The organism is Roseovarius sp. MBR-78 (assembly GCF_040547535.1).
Classification (GTDB): Bacteria; Pseudomonadota; Alphaproteobacteria; order Rhodobacterales; family Rhodobacteraceae; genus Roseovarius.
This window is the reverse complement of record NZ_JBEPPX010000003.1, coordinates 13,297-38,432: the sequence shown is the minus strand read 5'-3', so window position 1 is coordinate 38,432 and position 25,136 is coordinate 13,297. Positions and strand designations below refer to the sequence as shown.

Below are 25,136 nucleotides of genomic sequence, written 5' to 3'. Positions count from 1 at the left end.
TCATTTCACAACCCTTGGGATTAGGTTTCGATGAACGGGAGAGCTGAAATTCAACCAAAAGAAAAGCAGGCAAAAGCAAGTCATCTCCAAGATGACCACTTTTGACACCCCCATGACCGAATTCACAGAGCGCGAATCTGATAACGACGGGGGAAACACTTTTCAGGAGCTGCCATGTCATTTCGATTCATTCATTCCTCCGACCTGCACATTGGCCGGAAATTCGCGAATATCCCGGAGCCGGCAGACGGCAATATCCGCGGACGTCTGATGGAAGCCCGGCATAGCGCGATTGCCCGCCTTTCGGCAGCAGCGTACAACCATGGGGCAGAGCATATCCTGCTTGCCGGAGACACCTTCGACACTGCGACACCCTCTGCGACCGTGATCAGACAGGCACTCGGCGCAATGGCAGAAACACCAGACGTTACATGGTGGATGCTGCCGGGCAACCACGACAATCTCCGCGATGCCGAGCCCCTTTGGGAAGCGATCTGCCGTGATGCGCCTGGCAACGTTGTGGCTCTTCTGGATCCCGGGCCACATGATATAGGCGACATGGCGACGCTGCTGCCCTGCCCCGTCGCTTTCCGCTCCGGCGCTTCCGACCCGTCCGAGCCGCTGGTGAACATGGTGAGCGACGAAGGCCGGTTAAGGATCGGGCTGGCGCATGGCGGCGTGACCGACTTCACCGAGTCCGGCGATGCGATCACACCCGACCGTGACCAGAGCGCGCGCCTCGACTATCTCGCGCTCGGAGACTGGCATGGCCGAATGGCCGTATCGGACCGTGTGCAATATTCCGGCACGCCGGAACAGGACCGCTTCAAGCATGGCCGCCGGGGCGTCTGCCTCTGCGTCGAGCTCGACGGACCGGGTGCCCCCCCGAAGGTAGAAGAGATCGAGACTGGCACATTCCTCTGGCAAGAGATCGAGGTACCCTTGCACCCTCGGCAGGATGCAGCGGCAGCGCTGGCTGAGGCTCTGCCGCAGTCCGGGCGGCGCGATATCCTGATGCGCGTGGCGGCGACCGGCTGGGCCGGGTTGCCCGACCGGGCCGACCTGGAACGCGCTGCGGAGGCATCTGCGCCCGAATTTGCCCATTTCGATCTGGTGACGGATGCGTTGGGCACGCAGTACGACGCCGCTGATCTCGATGAGATCGACCGCGGCGGCGCGCTGCGGCTGGCGGCCGATATGCTCAAGGACGATGCCGAGGCCGACGCCCTGCCGCAGGAGGATCGCGACGTTGCAGCCGACGCGCTCGCCCGGCTTTACGCCTATGTCCGAGAGGCCTCGGAATGAAGATCCGCTCGATCACCCTCGACAATGTCCGCCGCTTCACCGAGCAAGTCCGCGTAGTCGACATCGGCGACGGGCTGAACGTGCTTTGCGAGCCCAACGAGCATGGCAAGTCGACGCTTTTTGACGCAATCCAGGCGCTGTTCTTCAAGCCCCACGGCTCGCGCGACAAAGATGTCACGGCGTTGCGCCCCCATGCTGGCGGCGCGCCGCAGGTATCCACAGAGATCGAGGCCGAGGGCAAACGGTTCACCGTGATGAAGCGGTGGCTGCAGAAGCCCGCCGCGACGGTCCACCGCGATGGTACGCTGATCGCGCAAGCCGACGAGGCGGAGGCATGGATCGCGGACCTGCTTGGTGGGGATAACGGCGGACCCTCGGGCCTGATCTGGGTGCGGCAGGGTATGACCGACCTGATGGGGGGCTCCAGAAAGGAACAGCAAGCAGCGCTGGAGGCGCGGCGCGACCTGATGTCATCGGTTGGCGCGGAGGTCGAGGCGATGACCGGCGGGCGGCGGATGGACATGGCGCTGGCGCAGTGCCGTGATGAACTGGCCGGCTACGCAACCAAGACAGGGCGACCCTATGCCAACGGCCCTTGGAAGATTGCCATGGACCGGGTAGAGGAGCTGAGGGCGGAGCGCGACGCGCTGGCAGCGACGGCTGAGGATCTGCAAGGCGCTCTGGCCGAACGCAAACGGGCTCGACGCGATCTTCGCGAACTGGAAGATCCCGATGCAGTTGAGGATCGGCGGCAAAAGCTCGAATACGCCCGCACGGCCCATGCGGCGGCGGAACGCCATGCTCAGGATCTCGACGCCGAGGCGCACAAAGTGGAAATGGCCCGGCTGACAGCCGAGAACGCGCTGGCGCGGCTCGAAGGGCTCCGGGAGGCCCGCTTCGAAAGGACGAAAGCCGCGGAGTTGACGGCGACCGCAGAAGCCGACGCAAGCAACAGCAAGGCCGCGTTGGAGATGGAGCGCAGGTCACGAGACACAGCCGAGCGCAACCTCGAAACCGCGCAGAGCGAGCTGAAGGATGCCGAGGCCGCCCGCAACCTCGCCCTGCGCGCGCAGGCTGCCCGAGACGGCGCCGACCGACGGCGAGAACTGGCGGCGCGGATCGCCGAGGCCGAGAAGACGCGTAGCGCTATGGAGATCGCCGCCGCGGCGGCGCGTTCAGGCCCGGATGCCAAGAGCCTGAGCCGGATCGAAACCCTCGCCGCCAACCACGCCACGGCCGTCGCCGCGCGGGACGCTACTGCGACACAGGTCGTCGCCCATTACAACGAAGGCCGCGCCGGCATGATCCGCTCGGAGGACATGGCTTTGCCCGACGGGCAGCCTGTACCCCTGCCCCGCGCTACGCGGTTCACCATCGAGGGTATTGGCGAGCTGGAGATCCGCCCCGGTGACGCGGGACATGACGACAGCTCGGTCGAGGCTGCTGCCACCGCCTTGCGCAAGGCACTCGACGCCATCGGCGCCGACGATCTGGACGCCGCGCGCAGCGCCGGCGCCACCAGGGCCGAGGCGGAACGCAAAGCGGGTGAGGCGAAAGCTGTTCTGCAAAGCCTTGCCCCTGATGGGATCGACCCGCTGCGCGAGGCGCTGGCGAAAATCCCTCAGGTGGAGGACGACACCGACGCCCCCGATCTGCACGAGGTTGAGGTGGCGCTGGAGGCGGCGCGCGCGGCCCACGACCAGGCCCGCATTGCCCGCGACACCGCGTCGGAACTTGTATCGGACGCCCGCGAGGCAGCCACCGGCGCCGAGACCGCGCTCGGATCGCTGCAGGACCGTCTGCTGCGTGCCGAGGGCGCGCTGGCGAAATACGGTACGAGTACGGAAGAAACGCTGGCCTCCGAGGCGACCCAAGCAGCCGAAGCGTTGGAAGCCGCCGCAAGGAGTCATGCCTCGAAGGCGGACAACGCCCCCGACCTCGCCGGCACTGAAGCGACGCTGAAACGGGCCGTCTCGGTCGACCAGGGCGCGCGGGACGAGATTGCCCGCCTGAAACCGCTAATCGCCCGGCTTGACGAACGCATCACCCGGTCTTCGGGCGATGCCGTCGAGGAACGGCTGGCCGAGACCGAAGAGGCGCTCGGCGCAGCCTCGGCCAGCCTCGCCCGGATCGAACACGAGGTGAAGGTGCTTCAGCGACTGGAGAAAGCGTTAGAGGCCGCCCGCACCGAGGCGCGCGATCGTTACTTCACCCCCATCGCCCGAGAATTGAAGCCGCTCCTGCACCTGCTCTGGCCCGAGGCCGAGCTGACTTGGGGCGAGGAATCCCTGCTTCCCGACACGCTGATCCGGGACGGCCAGGAAGAGCCGATCGACATCCTGTCGGGCGGCACGCAAGAGCAGGTGGCGTTGCTTGTCCGGCTGGCCTTCGCCCGGATGCTTGCCGCCGCCGGACGGGTCGCGCCGGTGATCCTCGACGATGCGCTGGTCTTCACCGATGACGACCGGATCGAGCGGATGTTCGACGCTCTGCACCGACAGGCGGGCGATTTGCAGATCATCGTCCTGACCTGCCGCCAGCGCGCCTTCCGCGATCTGGGCGGCAAGGCTCTGCGTCTGGCCGCGCCTGGAAACATGGAGCCGGCTGACTGACAGAACGCATTCGATGTCACCCACACACGCCGTCCAATTTCAGGATTTTCTCGAAGCGCGCCTGCTTTGTCAGCCTCCAACTGAGCGGTCCTGAGGTTGGTTTCCTCGAGCGGGAACGGGAGGGGTGGCTGTTGAAATAGCCCAGCCGGTCCGTAAAGCTCAATCGCGCGCCAGAACGTAAACGCCATGAGCGAGAAGAGTTCGATCGTCTTTATGTCAAATCCGATGCGCTGGATCTCCGGGCAAAAGAGAGCATAAACCCAATCATTTTTGGGCCCTGGTAGGGTTGTTTTCTTCCCGGGCCTGATAAAATCGGAAAATGCAGAAATTTGGCCATTTTTCCCTGCGAACACCCACGATGAGAACTGGAACCCGGCCCTGCGGACGTGTACCAAACGGATTATCCGCCCGGCAAAGTTGATAGGCGGATCGCTTAATCAATGGAGCGGCTTTGAAAAACGAAACGGCAAATAACCAGTTCGAGGATGATGCGGATCGCAAAGGCCTCCAGGGTCTTCTTGGTTTTGCACAAGGCGTCCTCACGGCACGCGCCAAGGTTCAGATGACCATGGGCGGAGGCCTTGGTGTTTTTCACGAAATCGATATTGTCGACCTGCCGGGCGTACAGGCCGACTGCGACGACGGTGCCTGGATCCGGATTGCGCGCCAGCGCGAAACAAAGCCACCCGAACCCGCCGAGCATGTGGCTACCTTCCTGGTCACCAGTCCGACTGATCCATCCAGAGCGCCGCAACTCAAAGATGCCGTGTCCGTCGAAGTTACGATCGAGGACGCCTCCGACCTTGTGGAAGGCGAACTCGTGCAGCCCGGTAATGTCCATCCTATCGTCGAAAAGGGCGTAACCGTCGATAATCGTGTCAGGGCAACCATCCTGGCCAAGGATTGCCCGGAAATGCGCCGCGATTTCGAACAATACCGGTCCGGCCCCTGGGCTGAATGGGCCAAGACAGAAGAGCCGGTTCGCAAGAGCATATCCCTCTACAATGACCCTTTCCGGATCAACTCGGAGATCCACACTTCCGAAGGGACGCCGCCCGAGCTCGTCTGGGGGATCGGTATCGGACGCTGGAAGCACAAGATCGATCGCGTGGACCCCGGGATGACTCCAGACGAGGCCACCGAACCGACTCCGACGAACGCGGCTGAGGGAAAACACGCGCCATCGTCATTCGAGCTCCACTCTCAACCGAGAATAAAACAAATGTCTTTCCCGCTTGACGATCCGGATGCCGAACTGGAGCAAAAGATCATTGGCCCAGGAAGTACCGTCAAGCTGGAGAAAATCGCCAATGGCGGTGGCAAAATGCACATCATTCTTGTCGACGGCGAAAACGACCCTGAAAATGGCTATATCGGCACCCACACACCGCTCGGGCAGGCCCTTCTCGACGCGCGCACCGGGGATACGGTCGAATACCACGCCGGCTCCTACCTCAGGGAGGTTCGAGTTCTTTCAGTGGATTGATTTATCTCCCGAGGTTTCTCGATCGATGTCCAGTGAAATTCGTCGAATCCCGGAGAAACCTTTGTCGTAGTGACCTACCGAAAGGCGACCAGAAAGTCGCTGATTCACGCAGCGTACTACCGGACCGATGTGTCCACTCAGTAGCCTTTTCTGACGCTCAGGGCGTCACTGGCGTGGGTCGAGCGTGCTACGAACGCTGCGCGAATTGACCTCAGTGACCGCAGAACGCGGCGAACATCCGGAACAGCGGATTCGGATTACCTGTGCAGATCGCAGAGCGCGTCGAACGCGGTCTGGCCGGAAGTGCTGGGAGCGTAAAGATCACCTTGAAGGAAATGTGAGAAATTCTTGTAGCATCAGAGGTTAAGCCGATGTCGCATACAACCAAATGCTGCACCCTTTCTCCGTTGTCTGATTTATGTACGCTTCGACGCAGCAATTGACGTAACGGATAATGTCCAGTTTGGGCTGTCCCCGCCGCCGCCATGTTGGGCGCCGCGGATGCGGTGTTGCCGCGAGGCGGCTTTACGGGTCCGTTACGGTGGACCGACAACGCGAAACGCATCTTGGGACATGTCGGAGACATCAAGGCTTCCTTCAGTGATCTACAACAGCACCTCTTTCGATAAACTGCGCTTGGATAAGATCCGCGTCGTCGCGAGCTGCTTACACCATCGCCAGGCACGCAAGACCACACGCCAAAAATCTACGAGCATGTTCCAGATCCAATACAAGCATTACGACTCCTACGAGCTTTTGATTCGTTGACAATTCGATATTGCCCAAACAACGTGCCAAAAAGTGGCCATTGCGGAAGCAGCGTTGTACGGCCCTGGATGTCTCGTGCGCGCAGAGCGAAAGCTCGGATCTTGCGACGAAGCTTGCTCCTTTCTCCCGAGTTAGTCAATCGCGGGTCAGACGGATCTGGTAGCGGAAACGGCCGACGGGATGAAAGTTGATCGACGCCTCTATCAGCCTTGCGTCGTCAGTGTAGTACCGACGCGTGATTTCCAGCAAGGGATGGCCTACAGGAACCAACAGCCGCGACGCGACGTTGGAAGTGGCCAGCGCTGAATCGATGTCCTGATCAACCTGCTGGATCTTCAGCCCATAGTTCTCTTCGAGTAGCGTATAGACGGCCTTAGCCCGCGTCCCGATCTCTTTCACAACATCCGCGTGTTCGGGGCGGATGAATATCTCCGAGTATCCGATCGCAGCGGCGCTTTGATCGGCTATCCGCAAGACGCTCACCCGGATCCAGTTCGCACCTCGTTCGCAGTGCATCTTGTCGGCAATATCGCGATCAGCGAGTATGCTGTCAACGGCCAGCACCTCAAGCTTGGTGTTGCTGGCGTATTGCAGGAGTTCCTCGAGCGTGTTGATCGAGTAGGAGAAATCCTTCTTCGGCTGATCCGAGATCAGGTAAGTTCCGGCACCTTTGCGGCGCTCGATCATCCCGAGTTCCTGCATACAGCGCATCGTTTCGCGGATGGTATGGCGGCTAACGGCATAATGCTTTGCAAGATCCGTTTCCGGCGCAAGGCGATCACCAATCTTCAGGTCACCCACGCTGACCTTCTCCAGCAGTTCGTTCACGATTTCCTTGTATCGGGGAATATTGGGCGGACTCTTGATCATCTGCTGATGGGACCTCCTTGGCGGCAATGGTCTGTCCCGAATGCCGCGCCTCAGGGGGCGCTACGGGGTTCCTGAGCTTACGGCACAAGCGCCAGAGACAGCAAGGGAAGAGCGTTAATTAGCAAAAGGCCAACGAGCTGTACCATATAGAAAGGCAAGACGCTGCGCGTAATGCTCTGAACCGGGAGTTTGGTGATCCGGCTCATCACGAAGAGGTTCAGTCCGATGGGCGGTGTCAGCGTCGCAATCTCGACGAGAGCGGTGATGATGACGGCGAAATGGATCGGGTTGATGCCCACCGCACTGGCCATCGGGAACAGAACCGGGCTGAGCAACACGATCAGCGATATTCCGTCGAGGAACATGCCGAGCACGATCATCAGCAGGTTGATGGCCAGCAGGAATTGCCAGGCAGGGATGTCCGCGTCGGCAATCATGGAGGTCAGCTCGCGCGACAGTCCCAGACGGGTCAGCACAGCGGTCAGGAGGCCGGAGCCGATCAGGATGCCGTAAATCATCACGGTTTGCGAAACCGAGTCCCGGGCGGTGCCCCAGACGTCGCGGACCGTAGCCGTGCGATAGATCAGCAGCACCAGAATGACGGCGTAGATCGCGGCGAGCGCGGAAACCTCAGTCGGGGTGAAGTAGCCAAGGTAGATCGTTCCGATGATCAGAACAGGCATCAGCAGCGCCCCGGTCGCACCGGGCAAGCGTCGACCAAATTGCTTCCAATCGGGTGGCTTGGTCTGGGCCCCGTACCCGTGCCGCCGAGACAGCCACAGAGTCATGCCAGTTAGCAGTGCGGCTTGCATCAGACCGGGTATGATCCCGGCAATGAACAGGTCGGTGATCGGCATGCCGACGATCGAGCCTATCAGGATGAAGGTCAGGGACGGGGGGATCATCAGCCCCAGGGTTGCATTAACCGCGACTATCGAAGCCGCGAACTGCTTTGGATAGCCTTCGCGGGGAAGAAGATCGACCGCAGCCGGGCCCATCGCGACCGCACAGGCGACGGATGATCCGTTGACTGCGGAGAAGAAAACGCTCGACAGTGACAGGGCGAGGGCGATGCCGCCGCGAAAGCAGCGAAGGATGCTGCCCATAAGCTCCAGCAGCACGAGGGCGAGGTTGCCACGGGTCATCAGGTTACCCGCGAAAATGAAGAACGGTATTGCCACCAGCGCGTAGCCGTCGATGGAACCCCAGGCCATCTGCGCAATCAGAATGATCGGGATGTTGAGGTTGAAGCTCAGCATCAGGGTGGCGACAACGCCGAGGGCGATGGCGATATGTACTCCACCGGCGACAAGAATCAGCAGAGCGATAAAGGCGATGACGGTCAGCATGTATTTTCGCTCCTCAGGACACGATTTTGGAGTTTGGATCTACACCGCGTGTTAGGGCGTACATCGAGCCGATAAAATGAAGCGCAAAGAGGGTGCCACCGATCGGTATCGCCATCCGGACGAACCACAGAGGCAGGTCCAGATTGGAATCGGTCATCATGCCGATGTAGGCCATGTGAAGTACCTCGACGGTGCCTGCGTAAATCAGGATACCCGAAAAACATAGCCCAATCAGGCAGTTGACCCAAGAGGACGCAAGCCGCGCCCAAGGCGGGCATATGTCGAGCAGCAGGTCCATGCGGATGAAGTGATGGTGGCGCGTGGCCACACCGAGACCCAGCAGCACGCTCCAGACGACCAGAAAGCGCACCAGTTCCTCGGCCCACCAATAGCTTTCAGCGAAAAGCGAACGGCTCATTGCCTCGTAGAACATGACAGCCATCGCGGCGCACATGAGGACGGTTGCCAGATTGAGGATGACCTTTTCCTCGAAGAACACCCACCAACGCGGCAGCGCTCTGACCGTTTCCACTTCGAGCGTGTCGACTCCGGGTTCATTGTCCGAAAGCGGGGGCGTGCCGGGTCTATCAATCATTGGATATTCCTTTTGCCTATGTGCTTGTTGGGGCAATGCCCACGTCTCTCTCTGCGACGGCCCCGGCACGCAGAAGGGTCTTTTCGGACAGGGGCGGGCCGATCAGTTGCAGGGCGACCGGCAGACCCCCATCGTCGAAACTGGAGGGAACCGAGAGCGCAGGAAAGCCGAGGTAGGACACCGGACGGGTCAGATCCGACAGGTCTGCGATCACGGAACGCATCTCGCTGCCTGCCTGCACGTCCATGGCGGCAGCGATCGGCACCGGCCTTCGTAGGACCGGGGCGAACAGCATGTCGCAATCCGAAAAGGTCTGAGCCATCATTGAGCGCGCATGTACGGCCCGCAACTGCAACGCTTGCCGGTACTGAACGGCGCTGATCGCCAGGCCCTGCGTCAGCCGCGCAAATACCTGCACGCCGTAGTGTCCGGGATGCGCTGTCATGCGATCAGCATGAAGCGCCGCTGCTTCGGGGGTGAAGACGATATTTGCCAACTCGCCGAAATGTGTGTGATCAGGGATCGCCACATCGCGAAAGATCGCACCTTTTGCTTCAAGTTGCCGACGGGTGATATCCAGCTGGGCTGCGACCTGGGGATCGAGATTTTCGAAATACCAGCTTTCGGGAATGCCGAAGCGCAGACCCTCGACCCCATTGTTGATCCCGTCCGCGTAATCCGGACCGCTTCCGACGAGAGCAGTGAGCATGATTGCGACATCGCGGGAACTGCGGGCAAGCACGCCGGGACAATCAAGGCTCTCGGACAGGACCATCATACCATCCTGGGGCAGAAGCCCCTGAGTGGGTTTCAGCCCCGCGACACCGCACATCGCGGCGGGCAGCCTGACTGATCCGCCGGTGTCCGAGCCAAGAGCCGCAGCAGCCAGCCCCGCCGCGACCGCCGCGCCGGAGCCGGAGGAAGACCCGCCGGTGACGTGATCTGTGTTCCAGGGGTTCCGACAGCGGCCCAAGTGGGCATTGTGGCCGGTCGGCCCCATCGCGAATTCGCTCATGTGCAGGCGGCCCAGCGTGACGGTCCCGGCATCGTTGAGCCGCGCCATGAGCGTTCCCGTGCAATCGGGGCGATGTCCCGCCATCGCGGCGGGCGATCCGTATTCACACAGGCGTCCGGCGTCATGGAACATGTCCTTGTGCGCCAGCGGAATGCCATGCAGGGGTCCGCGCACCCTACCGGTTGCGCGTTCTTGATCCAGCTCGCGTGCCCGCTTGAGCGCTGCTTCGGCCTCGACCTCGACAAAGCAGTTCACTCTGTCCGACAGAAGGGCGATCCGATCCAGATGATCCTGCACCAAGGCTTCGGAGGTCACCTGGCCGGATCCCAAAGCATCCGACATGGTGTGCAGCGATTGCAGGTGTCCGGCGCTCATCGGTTGGCGCCCTCACGCATCAAGCGTGCATGATCTGAACACAGTGTTTGGAAAAGGTCGGTCCGGAGGACGCCCCCGCAGACCCGGTTGCGCTCTTCTTCGAGGACGCGCGACGCCGTCGAATCATGCCGCGCCTGATCTTCTATCGGCGCGGTTGTCTTTTCGAATGGTTTGCTCACAGTCTCCTCCCAAAGATGCGTGGCGCGGTGACGGATCCCCTTGGCGGGTCAGATCACCCCTTCTTTTCTCAATCTTTTCTGATCTTCCATTCCCCACCCGAGCCCCTCGAGCAGTTCGGCGGTGTCCGCACCCAAGTGCGGGGCTGCGTTCATCATTCCCTGCGACCCGTTCACACGCACCGGCGGGCTGAGCATTGCAAGCGTGCTGCCGTCCTTGCGCGGAAAAAACTCCGTGCGGCGGCCTTCGGCGATAAAGTCGGACTCAAGTGCCTGGCCGATGTCGTTGACCGGCGAGATCGGCACGCTGCCGCCCAGAAGTTTCATCCATTCCGCGGTTGTCTTCTGACAGAGCGCTGCATCGACCATCTCGGTCACCTCGTCGCGGTGCTTCAGACGGGCCGAGAAATCGGAGAAACGCGGGTCATTGACCCATTCCGGATGCCCCAGCTTGTCCGCGAGGATGGGCCAGAACTTTTCCTTGTTGCACATCACGAAAATCCAGCCATCCTTGGTCGTGAACATCTGCGAGGGTGTCAGTGAGGGATGCGCCCCGCGCGGTTCGCGGCCCTGGATGTGGCCATTGTTCAGATACCAGGTGGCGAGGTAGCTGAGGTTGTGTAGGGCGGTGTCGAACAGGTTGACGTCCATGTCCATCCCCTTGCGCTGCGCCCGTGCCCCGACCACACCAGACACCAGCGCGAAGGCGGTCATCAGGCCGGTCATCATATCCACGATCGACACGCCGAACCGCGAGGGCGGACCGTCGGGTTCACCGGTAACACTGAGATATCCCACCTCGGCCTGCATGAGATAGTCGTAGCCGGGCCAGTTCTTGCGCGACCCTTCGCGACCGTATGCCGACAGATGCGCGCAAACGATCTTGGGGTTCACTTTCGAAAGCGAGGCATAGTCCAGCCCCAGCTTTTCGGGCAAATCACCGCGTAGGTTGTTCATTACGGCATCCGCATTGCGGACCAGCCCTTCGAATATGCGCCGCCCTTCCTCGTGCTTGAGGTTGAGCGTCAGACTGCGCTTGTTGCGGTTGAAGGACTGGTGAAAATAGCTGTCCCCCTCGCTGAAATAGTAGGGGCCGACCTTGCGGCCAACATCGCCGCCTTCCACTGGGTTCTCGATCTTGATGACGTCAGCGCCGAGATCGCCCAGCAGCATGCTGCCGAAGGGACCGGCCCCGTACTGCTCCACCGCAATCACTGTAACGTCCTTGAGAGGTTGCATCATATCTTTCATTGAAGGGTTCCCTTACAGCGGGTTTTGTTCGATGTGACGCTTGGCGATGATCAGACGCTGGATCTCGTTTGTGCCTTCGCCGATGCACAGCAACGGGGCGTCGCGGTAGAGGCGCTCGACCACAAATTCCTTGCTGTAGCCATAGCCACCGTGGATGCGCAGCGCTTCCTCGGCATTCTTCAAGGCGGATTCGGTGGCAAAGAGCTTGGCCATACCTGCCTCAAGATCGCAGCGCTCGCCACGATCCAGCGCAGCGGCGGCATTCTCCACCAGCAAGCGGGATGCCGTGACGCGTGTCACCATGTCGCCCAGCTTGAGCGCAATTGCCTGGTGTTCGTGGATTTGCTTGCCGAAGGTGCTGCGCTGCTGGCTATACTTGGTCGCTTCGTCCAGCGCGGCCTGCGCGATTCCGACACCCCGTGCGGCGACGTTTACGCGCCCCAGTTCCAGCCCGCTGATGGCGCAGATCATGCCACGCCCTTCAGTTTCGCCGATCAGGCGATCTGCCGAAATGCGGTAATTGTCGAACACCAGTTCGGCGCTGTCGATGCCCTTGTAGCCGAGTTTCTCCAGCTTGCGGGATACGGTGAAGCCGTCGCCTTTATCGGCAATGAACATTGACATGCCCTTGTGCCGGGGATCGGCCTTAGAGTCGGTCTTTACCAACAGGGCAAAGCAGGACCCTTCAATGCCGTTGCTGATCCAGGTCTTCGTTCCGTTGATGACATAGTCGTCGCCGTCCCGCTTCGCGGTCATGCGGATCGCCTGAAGGTCGGTGCCGCAATCGGGTTCCGTCAGCGCCAGCCCCCCGCGCAACTCGCCCGTGGCGAATCTCGGCAGCAGCGCTTCCTTCTGCTGCTCGGTGCCGTTTTTCATCACGATGTAGGCCATGATGAGGTGGCTGTTGATGATCCCAGACAGGGACATCCATGTCGTAGAGATCCGTTCGATGATCTTGACGTAGGTGGAAGGTCGAAGACCCAGGCCCCCGAATTCCTCCGGGATGATCGCACCAAAGAGCCCCATTTCCTTCATCTGCTCGACAATATCGGCCGGGTAGATGTCGCCATGTTCCAGCTTCATGACGTGGGGTTGCACGTCACGTTCAAGCCAGCGATTCACGCTGTCGAGCATCATGCGTTCGCGTTCGGCTTCGTCATTGTCGAGTTCTGTGACCTGGTGGTTCATGGTTGTATTCCTTCTGATCTATCAGGCACGCACGGGCTCAGCCGCAAAAGGGACGAAGGCGTGCAGCAAAGGTGCAAGGGGCTTGTCGCTGTCGATGGAAAGGAGCGTGTCACGTATGGCCGTCGCACGGTTCCGCGGCCCTGCCACGGCGGCATTGGCGTCGTACTTTTCGACGATTTCCGCATTGGTCAGGGGGCGTTCATCGGCGCCCCGGTTGATGTGTTCCCGGTGTCGCAGTTCGGTGCCGTCCTTCAGTGTCACGATCAGATCGCCCGAATAGGCCTTGGGGAAGGGGGAGTCAGGATCGGTGCGATAGGACACGCGTTTCGCAAGATCGAGCGTTTCCGGATCGCGCAAGGCGGTGTCTTCAAGCTCGGACAGTGTCATCCGGTTGTTTTTGATCGCGGTGGCGACCAGATAGGGGATGGAGAACTGCGCGTCATAGCTGTTGGACGGGCGCTTCTTGTTCGCTTCGGGCTCGCAGACGGTCTTGACGACCTGAGCAGGGACCAGTGCCGTTATGCTGTCGATCTTGTCCAGAGTCGCGCCTTTTTCGCGAAGTATCAGCGCCGCGTCGATGTTGGCATGGGTGAAATGGCAGGCGGGATATGGCTTAATCGCCGTCTTCATGAGCTCCCATTCTGACCCCAGACCGCTGGTCGCCAGAGAAATGTCGCATTGCTCCGCGAGCGGTCCCAGGTAGGCGTTATAGAGCCCAAAGCGGCCAACGAAGGGGCGGGAGATGCCATTGAAACCCTCCTTTGCCATGGCGGCCGCGGTGATCCCAGACTGAGCGGCCCAACCGGGGTGGAAGCGCTTGTTCCAAGCTCCGTCCTCGAGAAATTCCAAACTGCCCGAAGCAAGCGACAGGGCCAGTCCGAGCGCGTTCTGGAGCTGGTCTTTGGTCAGGCCCATCAGGCGACCTGCGGTCATGGTCGACCCGAACACTCCGGCGACGCCGGTGGGGTGAAAGCCTACCTGATGAAAGCCACCCTTGGCGACCGCACCGAGCCGGGCTGAGACCTCGACACCGATGATGTAGGCAGTCAGCATCTCGCGGCCCGACGCCTTGACGTGGATGCCGGTTGACAGGGCTGTGGCGAATGCGCTGGCGGAGGGATGGACAACCCCGGCGATATGGGTGTCGTCGAAATCAAGTCCGTGGATCAAGAAGCCATTCATCATTGCCGCGTCGCGCGGTGACAGTGACTGCGACATGCCGATGACGGGCACGTTGCCGTCTCCGCCCAAGCCGTGGATCGCCCTCATCGTGCGTTTGGCAAAGTCGAACGTTGCGCTGGCCATGGCGATGCCCGCGGAATCGAGCAGATGGTGCATCCCGCGAACCCGGACGTCGGCAGGGATATCGGCGTCTTTCAGACCAGCGCTATAGGCCGCGATGGCGTGGGACGGATCTTCGGTGTCGGTGAATGTCATGGTCGTGTCTCCTCCACGATTTGAATGGGCCTGCGCCTGCAAGACTACTACGGTCTGCGTGGCACCAGGCTGCTGCGCACGAAGGTCATGAATACCATACCATCCGCTTTCACACCCTCGGTCCGGGTTTTGACGATACCTTGCGTCGGACGCGATTTGGAAACGCGGACGTCGAGCACCTCTGAACGTGCATAGATCGTGTCACCCGGAAAAACCGGTGCCTTGAGCATGATTTCGTCCCAGCCCAGGTTCGCGATCGCCTTGTAGCTGATATCGTCCACGGTCATCCCCAGCACGATCGCCAGCGTGAGGCCGCTGTTGACGAGCGGCTTGCCGAATTCTGAACTGGCCGCAAAATCGGCATCGCAATGCATCGGGTGGCGGTTCATCGTCATCAGACTGAAGTTGATGTTGTCGGATTCGGTGATCGTCCGACCGGGGCGATGTTCATAAACATCGCCCTTCACGAAGTCTTCCAGGTAGCGACCCAGATCGGCTGTTATAGTTCTGGGTTCGGTTCTGATTTCAGTCGTCACGAGGTACTTCCTTGGAATTGACAGTTGCTTCCTTCAAAATGTCCGGACAAAGTAGCGCTGTCAAGTCGAATATATTCCAACAATAGGAAGGAGCCCTTTCATGCCCTTGACCGATCCCACCCCCGAGCATCCGCTTATTCGCTCTTGGCTTTTTGTGCCAGGCAGCAGACCGGAACGTTTTGCAAAGGCCTGCGCAAGTGGTGCGGATGCCGTGATCATTGATCTGGAGGACGCGGTGGCGCCTGAGAGAAAGGACACGGCGCGCGCAGCGGTCGTCGCTTTTATGACGGGAGAGGGCGGCTGTGTCGGCATTCCGGTCTTTGTCCGTTTGAACGACATTCGTTCCCTGCATGGGATCAGGGATTTGCTGGCAATCTGCGAGGCGGCTCAGGCCAATGCAGGCAGCGCGGTTTCGGGGATAATGTTGCCGAAGGTGTCCTGCGCCGAAGACTTGACGTTTGTCTCGGAGGCGATGGACGATGCCAACGTGCCGTTGCGGATTGGGGCATTGATCGAAACGGTTGCCGGGCTCGCGCAGGCCTCGGCCATAGCAAAAGCATCAGGGCGACTTCAGTTCGTGATGTTCGGCGGGGCGGACATGGCGCTGGATCTAAGGGTGCCGATGGAATGGGGGCCTCTGCTTTCGGCGCGCACCGATGTGGTCCGGGCCGCCGCCGGGGCGAAGGTCGATGCCGTGGACATGCCGTGGATCGACCTTGGAAACAAGGCAGAATATGAGAGCGAAATGCAGCGCAGCTTCTCCCTGGGATTTACCTCTCGAGCGGCCATCCACCCGTCTCAGATTACCGCTATCCATGCCGCGCTCACGCCCTCCGACGTGGAGATCGCGCGTGCAAGAGAAGTGATGTCGGCCTGGGAAAATGGGGCGGGTGGCGTTGCCCTGCTGGACGGAAAGTTGATCGAAAAGCCACTGATTGCCCAGGCCGGACGTATTCTCTCGCTCGCCGAGAGAGCGGCCGGGAAGGGCTGACATGACGCGCTCTGCCAAGGGACAGCTGGTCGTTGTTCTGGGGATTGTCACGATGGTCCAGGCGATGTTGTCGCTAACGGTTCTCGCTGCCGCCAGCATCGCGCCAGAGATCACCCAAGCCTATGGAATCGGGCCAGAAACCATTGGCTACCAGATCAGCATCATCTATTTTGCCGCCTCTGCCGGGTCGATCGTCGCGGGGGTGGTGGTGCGGCGATATGGGCCTGCCACGACGAGCATGATCGCGCTGGCAATCGCCGCTGTCGGATTGATTGGGCTGGCCAGCGGCACCCTTGTCATTGCGGCGCTCGCGGCCTTTCTGATCGGGATCGGCTATGCGTTGACCAACCCGTCTGCCGCACGAATCCTGGACAAGCATTGTCCGCCGGGACACCGCAACTTTGTATTCTCTCTCAAACAGACCAGCGTGCCGATTGGCGGCATTATCGGGGGTCTCGCCCTCCCCTTTATAGCAGAGGCGGCTGGCTGGCGTGTGGCGATTTTCGCCGCTGCGGGCCTGTGCCTGACAGCCTTCGTCATTGTCGCCCCGTTCCGGCGACGCTGGGACGGGGCGCGCGAACAGGGGTTCCGGTATCGCGGCGGTGTCTTTGCCGGCGTTGCCGAATTGGGACGCAACCGTGGCCTGCGGTTGCTGGCGATCACGTCTTTCTGCTTTTCCGCGATGCAGTTGTCGCTCATGTCCTACGTAGTGTCGACTCTGGTGATCGACCTGCACTGGACCCTTGTGGCAGCGGGTGCGATGACCGCTGTTGTCCAATTGTTTGGCGCGACCGGTCGACTTGTCTGGGGCTGGCTCGCGGATCGAACCGGCTGCCCGATGGGCTTGCTGGCCACCATCGGCGCGATAACGACGGTCGCCGCCTTTTCGATGCGCTTGCTGTCTGCCGACAGCAGTCAACTTGCCGTCGCGGTGATCCTGATCCCTTTTGGCTTTGCCTCCATCGGATGGAACGGCATCATGCTGGCAGACATCGCCCGTCATGTCTTCCCCGAGAAGGTCGGGGACGCGACGGGGGGTGTCATGGCGGTGACTTTCGTAGGTGTCGTCGTCGGGCCGGCGACGCTCGCACTTGTCCATGGCGTGACCGAGAGCTTTCCGCTGGCCTTCTCCTGGCTGGCATTGTTTCCGCTTATTGGGGCCGTGTCGGCCCTGACAGCCCATCTTTCCGAAGCGCCCAAGCAGTAAATCGCCACATAGTACGGACAAAGAAGTTGATTCTGGCCCGTTTCTGCGCAATTATGTCCGTATCAAGCTTTTCAAATGCTTGCGTTCAAGGGAGGAAAACCATGAAGAACTTTGGATTTGCGGCGATTGTCGCTGCTGCCGTCACGGCAGGAACGGGCGCGTTCGCACAGGACACCTACGAAATGGTCATGACCAACGAGTTGGCCACCTCGCACTGGACCGCCAAGATGATGGACGATTATGCGGCCAAGCTCGAGGAACGCAGCGAAGGACGGATCGACGTATCGGTGTTTCATTCGGGCACGCTTTATACCGACCGCGACGCAATCGCGGCTTTGGGTACCGGCGCGGTTCATATGGTCTGGCCAGTCAGCGTCAACCTCGAACCGATCGCGCCGGAGTACGGCGTGGTGAACTTGCCGTTCTCCTTGACCGACAATTTCATGCAGTCCGACGGGGCGGTGGAGGAACTGTCGGAGATGATGTCAGCAATCATCGAGGGCCGTGGCATTCGCGTGATGGGCCTGATGCGGACTGCCGATCTGATCTTTCTTTTCAAGGAACAGGCGGTCACCAAACCCGCAGACCTGTCAGGCGAACGGGTGCGGATGACCGGAGGCCGGGTTCTGCAATCCATGATGCGTGAATTCGGGGCCAGCCCGATTTCCATGCCCGCGAGCGAAATGGCTGCGGCGTTGATGCAGGGTGCCATCGACGGGATATTCACCTCTGCAGGCGGCTGGGAAATGGTCGGAACCAACGCAGCCAAGACGGCAAGCTACATTCCCGGTCTCAGCCTGCTGTCCTATACCATCGTCGCGGATGACAATTGGTTGAATGCTTTGCCCGAAGACCTGCAAGAGATTGTCGTCGATACCACAAACGAGTTGGTGCAGATGCAGTGGCAGGAAGGCATCGACAAGGACAAGGCGACCATGCAGCAGTTGCTGGATCAGGGCGGCGAGCTCGTGACTGCGGATGACGCGGCGCAAGCCGAATTCCGCAGTTTGGCGGAAAAGGCATCTGCGGAATTTACGGACCGCTTTCCCGAAGTCTGGGAGCAGTTCCAGACCCTCAAGGCAAAGTACGAATGATCGGTAGGGGCGGCCTCGGGTCGCCCATTCCCCCTTCAGCAGAGAGTGCCGGATCATGAGCGACCTTCGACAGACGAGCGCGATGCAGATCATCGCGACCGCCCTTGCCGACGGCAACTGCGAAAATTTGTTGGATATCGGATGCGGGTCGGGCGGACTGAAGCCGCACATCGAAAAGCTCGGTATCCGATGGACGGGCGTGGACCCCGCCGTAGCGGAATCGACCCCGGACCTTGAAACCGCCCGCGCGGAATCCCTGCCTTTTGCGTCAGGGGCGTTCGACTCTGTTTTGTTCCTTAATTCTCTCCACCATGTTGCAATCGACGAGATGCCGCAGGCACTGCGCGAGTCACTGCGCGTCCTTGCACCGGGCCGCGGCCCAGTTATCGTGATCGAGCCGGCGGTGGATGGCGAGCTGAGCGAGATACTGCGACACGTCGACGATGAAACTACGGTCCGTGCGGCAGCACAATCGGCTTTGGAGGCGATCGTCGAGGAGGGGGGCGCGCAAAAGGTAGATGCCTATGAATATGTCCGGAATGAGCGCTATGTCGGGATCGATGACTTCGTTTCCCGCATTGCAGCTGCAGATCCGTCGCGCAAGGATGCCATGGCGCAAAACCGGCCATGGCTGGAAAAGCAATTTTACCGCCTCTCGCGGCGGGGCGCATGCGGATATATCCTGCGACAGCCGATGCGGGTCACGCTTCTGACGCTTTCCTGAAGGGGCGGACATTGCGTCAACTGCAGGGGACGGCGGGATCTGTATGGCCTCGAGATCTCCGATTACAACGCAGTGATCTGTTGTTGATTTTAAGATCTAATTGATCCTTTTTTTCGATTTGACGCTGACCCTCCTGAAGCATTCTACCTAACGGAAAGTTGGTGGAATTATTTACAGCCGGTGAGTCACTGCATTGTAAGCGCGATCTGGGGCCCACCTTTTTCTGACGTATGATTTCTGGGAATCCGTCTCTGTCTTGGAATAGGGAAGGAGTTTCTCCGTGGAGGATACGCAGGAGTTTTTCCGTTTGGGCGGAGCGGATAGCTCCGTTGCGGGTCGGCGGCGGTGGCCTGATGGGCTCAAGGCGCAAATCGTGGCGGAGACGCTTGAGCCGGGTGCGACGGTTCGCAGCGTTGCCGCGCGCCATGGGCTGCGCGCGAACCGGCTCTCGGAATGGCGGCGTCTTGCCAAGGACGGCAAGCTGGTTCTGCCCGCATCGGAATGGCCACCTGGGTTCGCGCCGCTGGTGCTGTGCGATGATGGGCATCCCGACGCCTCGCCTGAGGCCACATCGACCGCGGGCGCGCCTTTGATCGAGATCGCGGTCGGCGACGTAACGATCCGTCTGGACGCGGGCACTTCGGCGGCGCGGATTGCCGAGATCGTGCGAGCGGTGGGATGACGGACATGATCATGCCGACGCACAGGGTGCGCATCCTGGTGGCGACGCAGCCCGTGGACTTCCGGAAAGGCCATGACGGGCTGGCCGCTCTGGTGCAGTCGGCGCTGAAGGAGGATCCGTTCACCGGCACTGTGTTCGTGTTCCGCGCCAAGCGGGCCGACCGGTTGAAGATCCTGTTCTGGGACGGGACCGGACTGGTGATGGCCTACAAGCGGCTGGAGGAGACGACCTTCACCGGGCCTGCGATCAAGGACGGCCTCATTCCGCTGAACCGGGCGCAGTTCGAAGCCCTTTTCTCTGGCCTGGACTGGCGCCGGGTGAAGGCGCTGGAGGCGCGCCGGCCGGCTGCGGCAGAATGAATCGGGCGACTGATTTAGCGCGCATTTCCAGCCGGTTCGGGGTATGTTCGGGACATGTCGGCCCTGCCTGATATCGACCTTTCGGCCATTCCCGAGGACCAACGCGACGCTGTCGCCGCGCTGATGCGCGAGACGGCCAGCCTCAAGGAAATCAACAAGCGCCTCGAGCATCTGGTGGCCGAACTGAACCATGTCGTGCATGGCAAGACGTCCGAGAAGCTCGACGAGGACGAGCGGCAGCTGGCTTTCGAGGACTTGCAGATCGCTGTCTCCGAGGCCGAGGAACAGAAACAGGATCAAGCGCCCGGCGATGACACGCCGAAACGCAAACGGTTGGCCAGGCGCAACCGTGGCAACCTGCCCACGGACCTGCCGCGGATCGAGCAGATCGTCGAGCCCGAGATGCTCGTTGGCCCCTGCGGCTGCGGGCAGATGCACAAGATCGGCGAAGACCGTACCGGTCCGCTGGACATCGTGCCGGCGCAACTGCGTGTGATCGTGACCGTACGTCCCAAGTATGCCTGCCGCGCCTGCACCGACGGTGTGAAACAGGCTCCGGCCCCGGCGGCCCTGATCGAGGGTGGCCTTCCGACCAAGGGCGCCATCGCCCACGTCCTGGTCAGCAAATATGCTGACCACCTGCCATTATATCGCCAGAGCCAGATGCTCGCCCGGTCGGGTGTCACAATCAACCGCGGCACCCTGGCCGACTGGGTCGGTGTTGCGGGGTTCCACCTGCGGCCTGTCGTAGACCGGCTGGCTGAGCACCTGAAGGCGTCCACCAAGCTGTTCATGGACGAGACCACGGCGCCTGTGCTGGATCCGGGGCGGGGACGCACCAAGACCGGCTATCTCTGGGCGCTGGCCCGTGACGACCGCAACTGGGGCGGCGCCGACCCACCCGGGGTTGTCTTCTTCTATGCGCCCGATCGGGGTGGTAAGAATGCTGAAACGTTCCTGCGCGGCTTCGACGGGATCCTCCAACTCGACGGATATACGGGCTACAATCGGCTGACGCGCCCCTCCCGCAAGGGCGGCGGGCCCATCCGCGTGGCCCATTGCTGGGCGCATGCCCGGCGCAAGCTGAAGGAAGTGTTCGACCGCGACGGCGTCGTGCCGGAGGCACGCCTTCGGCGTGACGATCGCCGCCGAGGGCCTGCGCCGCATCGCCGAGATCTACAAGATCGAGGCTGACATCCGCGGCGTCGAACCAGGTCAACGCCTCTCGGCCCGGCAGGCACGAACGGCCCCGCTGGTGGCGGCGTTCGGCGACTGGCTACAGGAACAGCGGCTTCGGGTCTCGGCCAAGTCCCGCCTCGGCGAGAAGCTGGCCTATATCCATCGCCACTGGGAGGGCCTGCAGACCTTTCTCCATGACGGCCGCGTCGAGATCGATTCAAACGGCGTCGAAAATCTGATCCGCCCGATCGCTCTGAACAGGAAAAATGCGTTGTTCGCCGGTCACGACGAGGGCGGCAAAGCCTGGGGCCGCATCGCGTCCCTGATCGAGACCGCCAAGATAAACGGCGTCGAACCGTTCGCCTATCTCAAGGCCATACTCGAGGCCATCGCTGCCGGCCATCCGAAAAACCGGATCGATGAACTCCTTCCTTGGAACTTCCAGCCGTCAAGCTGAAAAGCCCGTGGGGCCCAGCTGGCGCTTACAGGAAAACCGGCAATTAAGGCGAATCAGTTGCCACTCGCTGCGTTCAGATTCGGCGAGAGGCTTTTCTTGGATCCGCCCTTTAATGGCAAATCGGCTGAACGTACTGCGACAGAACGCCGCATCTGGTGCTCAATCAAAAACTGCTTTTTAACCGGCATTCATGGACGAGACGATCATGCTGTCTCGATGCTCGACCGGGAAATTCCTCCTGGCGCATGACGGGCGCACTCAACCCGGATTCCCGAGCATATTGCGCTAAGCAATCTCCGAGGAATGAAGAGCAAGATGTTAACTGCGCCGGGAAAATCCCGATCAATTTTCCTGCTCGACGCAGCGATTCAATCGGGAGATTCACTGAGAGTCAGGCGCAAATCGCAACGAGACCTTCTCCCCAAACCGCACGGGAGCTCCGGGATTCCTCCGGAAATCCCATCCATGTTCGAGCAACCGGTGACCGAGATCATCAGGCGTGATCTTGCGGTAGCGGTTGGCGGTATCCGACCGGTTCCAGCCCCCCTGATCCAGCAGATCACCCCAGTCTTTTGTCATCGCGTACATCCACGAGTGTCGGGTGTGTCTCAATACATACGGCGTGACGTCTGTCCCGAAGCCGGCGGCGTCCCGAACCTTGTTAAAGGCGACGGCCATCTGTCCGCCCCGGTTCTTCCGGAACGTGTACGGCTGCCCGTCCGGCGCGGGAAACGCCGGTCCACTGTCCGGGATTGTCCCGATCAGTTCGACGGCGCGTGTTGGCAGAAGGACGTAGCGTGCGCGAAAGACGGTCTTGGTTCCCTCCAGCCACCATTCCCGGGTACCGGGATTCCAGTTTTCTCCGAGGGCCGCCATGGTCTCTCCCGGCCCCGCACCGCTTCCCAGCATGAAGGCAATCTTCCGCAAGGTCTCCAGATTGGGATCTCGCAAGCCAATGGCTTCAGGATCCGCTGCCGTCACCAATAATCTCTCGGCTTCTTCAGGGGTTAACCAGCGCGTCCGACGTGTGTCGGGAATTCTCTCGCGCCGCCTTCCAGCCGCGAAATTCTGGACGGCCTTGATGGGAACGCGCAACTGTCGACGTACCGTTTCCGGCTTCGCATCCGGATAGATGGCGCGCGCGGCCCGCGCGATGTCGAGGTGGGAAATTTCATCGACGCGGGTGTGAGGGCCGAAGTGCTTCACGATCTTCGGCAGGAACCGTTCTTCCCCACCTTGCTGGATGTAGAGTTCGGCCGCGTCCTGGAAGGTTGAGACCTTATTCTCACGATTAGAACTGCCCGCGTCACGCCATGCCTCCTTGTAGATGTTCCGCGCCTTGTCCAAGGCCAAGGATCGCAAATTCACGTCTCGAATGGCGAGACATCGTCTGAACCTCTTCCCCTCGACCCGAAAATCGATGACCCAGTCATTTTTCACCTCGGACCAGGTTGGCACCCACGGACTATTTCTCCCCAAGATACTCTCCCTTCATTTCGTTGACGGAAGGGAAATTGGCCAGTTTCAGGAAGTACGAAGAGAATTCTCACGGAAATTATTGACGCGTCCCTTTCGGGAATCCCGGTCGATAATATCTCACATGAAAACTCCTTGTGATGCGTTCCATTTCGGCAGTTTCTCTCGGCAGGATTTTGGCGACGAGAAGGATCCGGAATTTCCATCCAGACTTTATCCACGTGCTCGGCCCGCACATTGAAAATTCCCTGTCCCGCCACCTCAGACGCTCGACAAGAAACGGGAAAATAAACCATATCAGATAGATAGACCTATAGGCCTATTCCGACCAATTTTTTAGAAACGCCGCGCCTGGGTGCCTTACTCGTCCTGTATTGACAGCCCGCTTGCTGGTCACGCTTTTGGGAGAGGTCCTCGGCGGCCCACGTCCAGATTGGCGCAAGCTCGTCGAGTGACAGCGGTCATCGGGACCGCATGGAAGGCACGGCAAAAGGACAATCCAAGAATGGATCTCAGGACCGACACTGACGACTACGATCTTTCGGAACGCCCTCTCTCCTTGAAAGAGGCTGTGGCGCATCTCGGAGTTTCGCAGCGTTATTTCCTGTTCATCAGGAAGAAGTATGCGCGTTCGCTTGAGGTCTGTGAGTGGCGCGGCCGAAAACCCGTCTTCTACAGAAAACACATTTCCAATTTAAGGGATGCCATGAAATGCGAACGCCCAAACAACCACGAAAGATCAAAGGAGAAGCCAGCTGGTACCCGTTCTGGTATGGCGGGTCGTACTGCTATGACTTTTACGTCGAGGGGCAAAGGTACCGTCAGTCGACAAACGTCTGTGATAAAGCGTCGATTAAAATAGCTGAAGGCATTGCAAAAGCTGTGCACGATGCCGCCTGGGCGCGGGCCCTCTCGGACGCACCGACACTCAAGGACGCGGCAGAGCTCTACCTTGCGGAGTTCGGAGTTCACGAAAGCGAGCTTGAAAAGATCGTCGATTATTTCGGGCCCCACATCAAGATTGACGAGATCGACGACTTTTTGAGGAAACAATGTGCTGTCGACGTCGGGAATTCAGATGTACAACCACAAACCAGAAGGCGGCAGATCAAAACACCATTACTGGCAGTGATACGAAATGCGCAGGGCCTGAGGACAGAACCTCAAGTAGACAACGCACGTGAGCGCTACTTGACCCCTGACGAGATGGAGCGGCTTATCCACAAGGCCAAAAACCCGCCGCCCAGCGTCAGAGACCCTGATCGACGTTTGTTGAAGATGATTGCGTTCCTGCTTGGCTCCGGCGCAACACCGGGAGAAATGTTCTGCGTCATGGCGCGCGACGTCAATCGGACCACCGGCGAGATCTGGATCCGCGGCGAACATGTGGGGGCCGGCAAGACCAAGTACCGCCAGCGCATGGTGCGTCTGCCCGACCGTGCTTGGCAACTGATCGGAGATCTTCCCTCCAAAGGGCGGGTATTTCTGAGCACCACGGGGCGCGAAATTGTTCCGGACGGCAAGCGTGGGAGCACCTCGATCCGCCAGTTTCGCAAGCTCTGTGACGCTGCGGGGCTGGTCTCGGACAAGGAAAACAACGAGCCGGTCGTTTTTTATACACTCCGGCACACGTGGGCGACAGCTTTTGCCTCGCAGGTTTCCTCGGAACATGCCCTGATCCAACGGGGCGGCTGGAAGGACGGCCGCATGCCAGCACGATACCGCAAACGCATTCCGGAGGATCTCGGGGATCAGCTTCGCACACATGGTTGGGAGTTCAAGCCATGATGGGAAGAATTCAGGAATCTCGAATTGAGGGAGGGAAAAAGTCGCTGTTTTTCAGCGACTTGCCCGCTAAATGCGCTGCCTTAGCAGGGGAGCGCCTTCGACCACTCGGCCACGTCTCCGCCGACGCGTATAGCGGCGGGTGGGGCGGGGTTACAAGGACAAATTTCGGGCGGGAGGCATTACCCGGAGCGCGGCCCGCTCGGGGCGGCCACCATG

The 25,136-nt window shown here is 60.5% G+C and carries 19 protein-coding genes and 2 pseudogenes; 12 read left to right on the top strand and 9 right to left on the bottom strand.

Going from position 1 to position 25,136, the window contains the following annotated elements:
• Positions 1-174 precede the first annotated feature (174 nt).
• The 4 genes and pseudogenes from ABIE58_RS03105 to ABIE58_RS03090 form a co-directional block, all read left to right on the top strand.
• Positions 175-492, top strand: a pseudogene (locus ABIE58_RS03105) (metallophosphoesterase family protein); the annotation flags it as partial.
• A gap of 66 nt (positions 493-558) precedes the next feature.
• Complete coding sequence (locus tag ABIE58_RS03100) at positions 559-1,305, top strand: metallophosphoesterase family protein (protein ID WP_354543412.1); 747 nt, start codon at positions 559-561, stop codon at positions 1,303-1,305.
• Positions 1,302-3,917: an AAA family ATPase gene (locus ABIE58_RS03095; RefSeq protein ID WP_354543226.1), complete on the top strand. Its 2,616-nt coding sequence runs from the start codon at positions 1,302-1,304 to the stop codon at positions 3,915-3,917. The genes ABIE58_RS03100 and ABIE58_RS03095 overlap by 4 nt, the downstream gene beginning before the upstream one ends.
• Before the next feature lie 451 nt (positions 3,918-4,368).
• Complete coding sequence (locus tag ABIE58_RS03090) at positions 4,369-5,403, top strand: GreA/GreB family elongation factor (protein ID WP_354543225.1); 1,035 nt, start codon at positions 4,369-4,371, stop codon at positions 5,401-5,403.
• Between the two features lie 903 nt (positions 5,404-6,306).
• On the opposite strand, the gene ABIE58_RS03085 is transcribed toward ABIE58_RS03090, so the two are convergent.
• The 8 genes from ABIE58_RS03085 to ABIE58_RS03050 form a co-directional block, all read right to left on the bottom strand.
• Positions 6,307-7,041 carry a GntR family transcriptional regulator gene (locus tag ABIE58_RS03085; protein WP_354543224.1) on the bottom strand — a complete coding sequence of 245 codons (735 nt, stop codon included), beginning with the start codon at positions 7,039-7,041 and terminating at the stop codon, positions 6,307-6,309.
• A 77-nt stretch (positions 7,042-7,118) separates the two neighbouring features.
• Positions 7,119-8,390, bottom strand: a complete 1,272-nt coding sequence (locus ABIE58_RS03080) for a TRAP transporter large permease (protein WP_354543223.1) — start codon at positions 8,388-8,390, stop codon at positions 7,119-7,121.
• 13 nt (positions 8,391-8,403) lie between these two features.
• Positions 8,404-8,985, bottom strand: coding sequence for a TRAP transporter small permease (locus tag ABIE58_RS03075; RefSeq protein ID WP_354543222.1), 582 nt, complete (start codon positions 8,983-8,985; stop codon positions 8,404-8,406).
• A 16-nt stretch (positions 8,986-9,001) separates the two neighbouring features.
• Positions 9,002-10,375, bottom strand: coding sequence for an amidase (locus ABIE58_RS03070; RefSeq protein ID WP_354543221.1), 1,374 nt, complete (start codon positions 10,373-10,375; stop codon positions 9,002-9,004).
• Positions 10,376-10,602: 227 nt separating this feature from the next.
• Entirely contained in the window at positions 10,603-11,802 is a 1,200-nt protein-coding gene (locus ABIE58_RS03065) for a CaiB/BaiF CoA transferase family protein (RefSeq protein WP_354543220.1), read from the bottom strand.
• Between the two features lie 12 nt (positions 11,803-11,814).
• Positions 11,815-12,990, bottom strand: a complete 1,176-nt coding sequence (locus tag ABIE58_RS03060; RefSeq protein WP_354543219.1) for an acyl-CoA dehydrogenase family protein — start codon at positions 12,988-12,990, stop codon at positions 11,815-11,817.
• 21 nt (positions 12,991-13,011) lie between these two features.
• Positions 13,012-14,427, bottom strand: a complete 1,416-nt coding sequence (locus tag ABIE58_RS03055) for an MmgE/PrpD family protein (protein WP_354543218.1) — start codon at positions 14,425-14,427, stop codon at positions 13,012-13,014.
• Positions 14,428-14,474: 47 nt separating this feature from the next.
• Positions 14,475-14,963 carry a MaoC family dehydratase gene (locus tag ABIE58_RS03050; protein WP_354543217.1) on the bottom strand — a complete coding sequence of 163 codons (489 nt, stop codon included), beginning with the start codon at positions 14,961-14,963 and terminating at the stop codon, positions 14,475-14,477.
• A 100-nt stretch (positions 14,964-15,063) separates the two neighbouring features.
• Between ABIE58_RS03050 and ABIE58_RS03045 the strand changes: the two genes are divergently transcribed.
• The 7 genes and pseudogenes from ABIE58_RS03045 to tnpC all read left to right on the top strand — a co-directional run bounded on the left by ABIE58_RS03045 (position 15,064) and on the right by tnpC (position 21,656).
• Positions 15,064-15,954: an HpcH/HpaI aldolase/citrate lyase family protein gene (locus tag ABIE58_RS03045; protein WP_354543216.1), complete on the top strand. Its 891-nt coding sequence runs from the start codon at positions 15,064-15,066 to the stop codon at positions 15,952-15,954.
• Position 15,955: 1 nt separating this feature from the next.
• Entirely contained in the window at positions 15,956-17,161 is a 1,206-nt protein-coding gene (locus ABIE58_RS03040; RefSeq protein WP_354543215.1) for an MFS transporter, read from the top strand.
• A gap of 101 nt (positions 17,162-17,262) precedes the next feature.
• On the top strand, positions 17,263-18,255 hold the full coding sequence (gene dctP, locus ABIE58_RS03035; protein WP_354543214.1) for a TRAP transporter substrate-binding protein DctP: 993 nt from the start codon (positions 17,263-17,265) through the stop codon (positions 18,253-18,255).
• Between the two features lie 82 nt (positions 18,256-18,337).
• On the top strand, positions 18,338-18,979 hold the full coding sequence (locus ABIE58_RS03030; RefSeq protein WP_354543213.1) for a class I SAM-dependent methyltransferase: 642 nt from the start codon (positions 18,338-18,340) through the stop codon (positions 18,977-18,979).
• Positions 18,980-19,259: 280 nt separating this feature from the next.
• Complete coding sequence (gene tnpA / locus ABIE58_RS03025; RefSeq protein WP_354543212.1) at positions 19,260-19,661, top strand: IS66-like element accessory protein TnpA; 402 nt, start codon at positions 19,260-19,262, stop codon at positions 19,659-19,661.
• The gene (tnpB, locus tag ABIE58_RS03020) at positions 19,658-20,020 is read left to right on the top strand and encodes an IS66 family insertion sequence element accessory protein TnpB (RefSeq protein ID WP_354543211.1); all 363 of its coding nucleotides are present in this window, start codon (positions 19,658-19,660) and stop codon (positions 20,018-20,020) included. The genes tnpA and tnpB overlap by 4 nt, the downstream gene beginning before the upstream one ends.
• A gap of 54 nt (positions 20,021-20,074) precedes the next feature.
• Positions 20,075-21,656 (top strand): annotated as a pseudogene (gene tnpC / locus ABIE58_RS03015) (IS66 family transposase).
• A 381-nt stretch (positions 21,657-22,037) separates the two neighbouring features.
• Here the strand turns inward: tnpC and ABIE58_RS03010 are convergent.
• Positions 22,038-23,003, bottom strand: coding sequence for a tyrosine-type recombinase/integrase (locus tag ABIE58_RS03010; protein ID WP_354543210.1), 966 nt, complete (start codon positions 23,001-23,003; stop codon positions 22,038-22,040).
• Between the two features lie 840 nt (positions 23,004-23,843).
• Here ABIE58_RS03010 and ABIE58_RS03005 point away from each other — a divergent pair.
• Positions 23,844-24,920, top strand: coding sequence for a tyrosine-type recombinase/integrase (locus ABIE58_RS03005; RefSeq protein ID WP_354543209.1), 1,077 nt, complete (start codon positions 23,844-23,846; stop codon positions 24,918-24,920).
• Positions 24,921-25,136 lie beyond the last annotated feature (216 nt).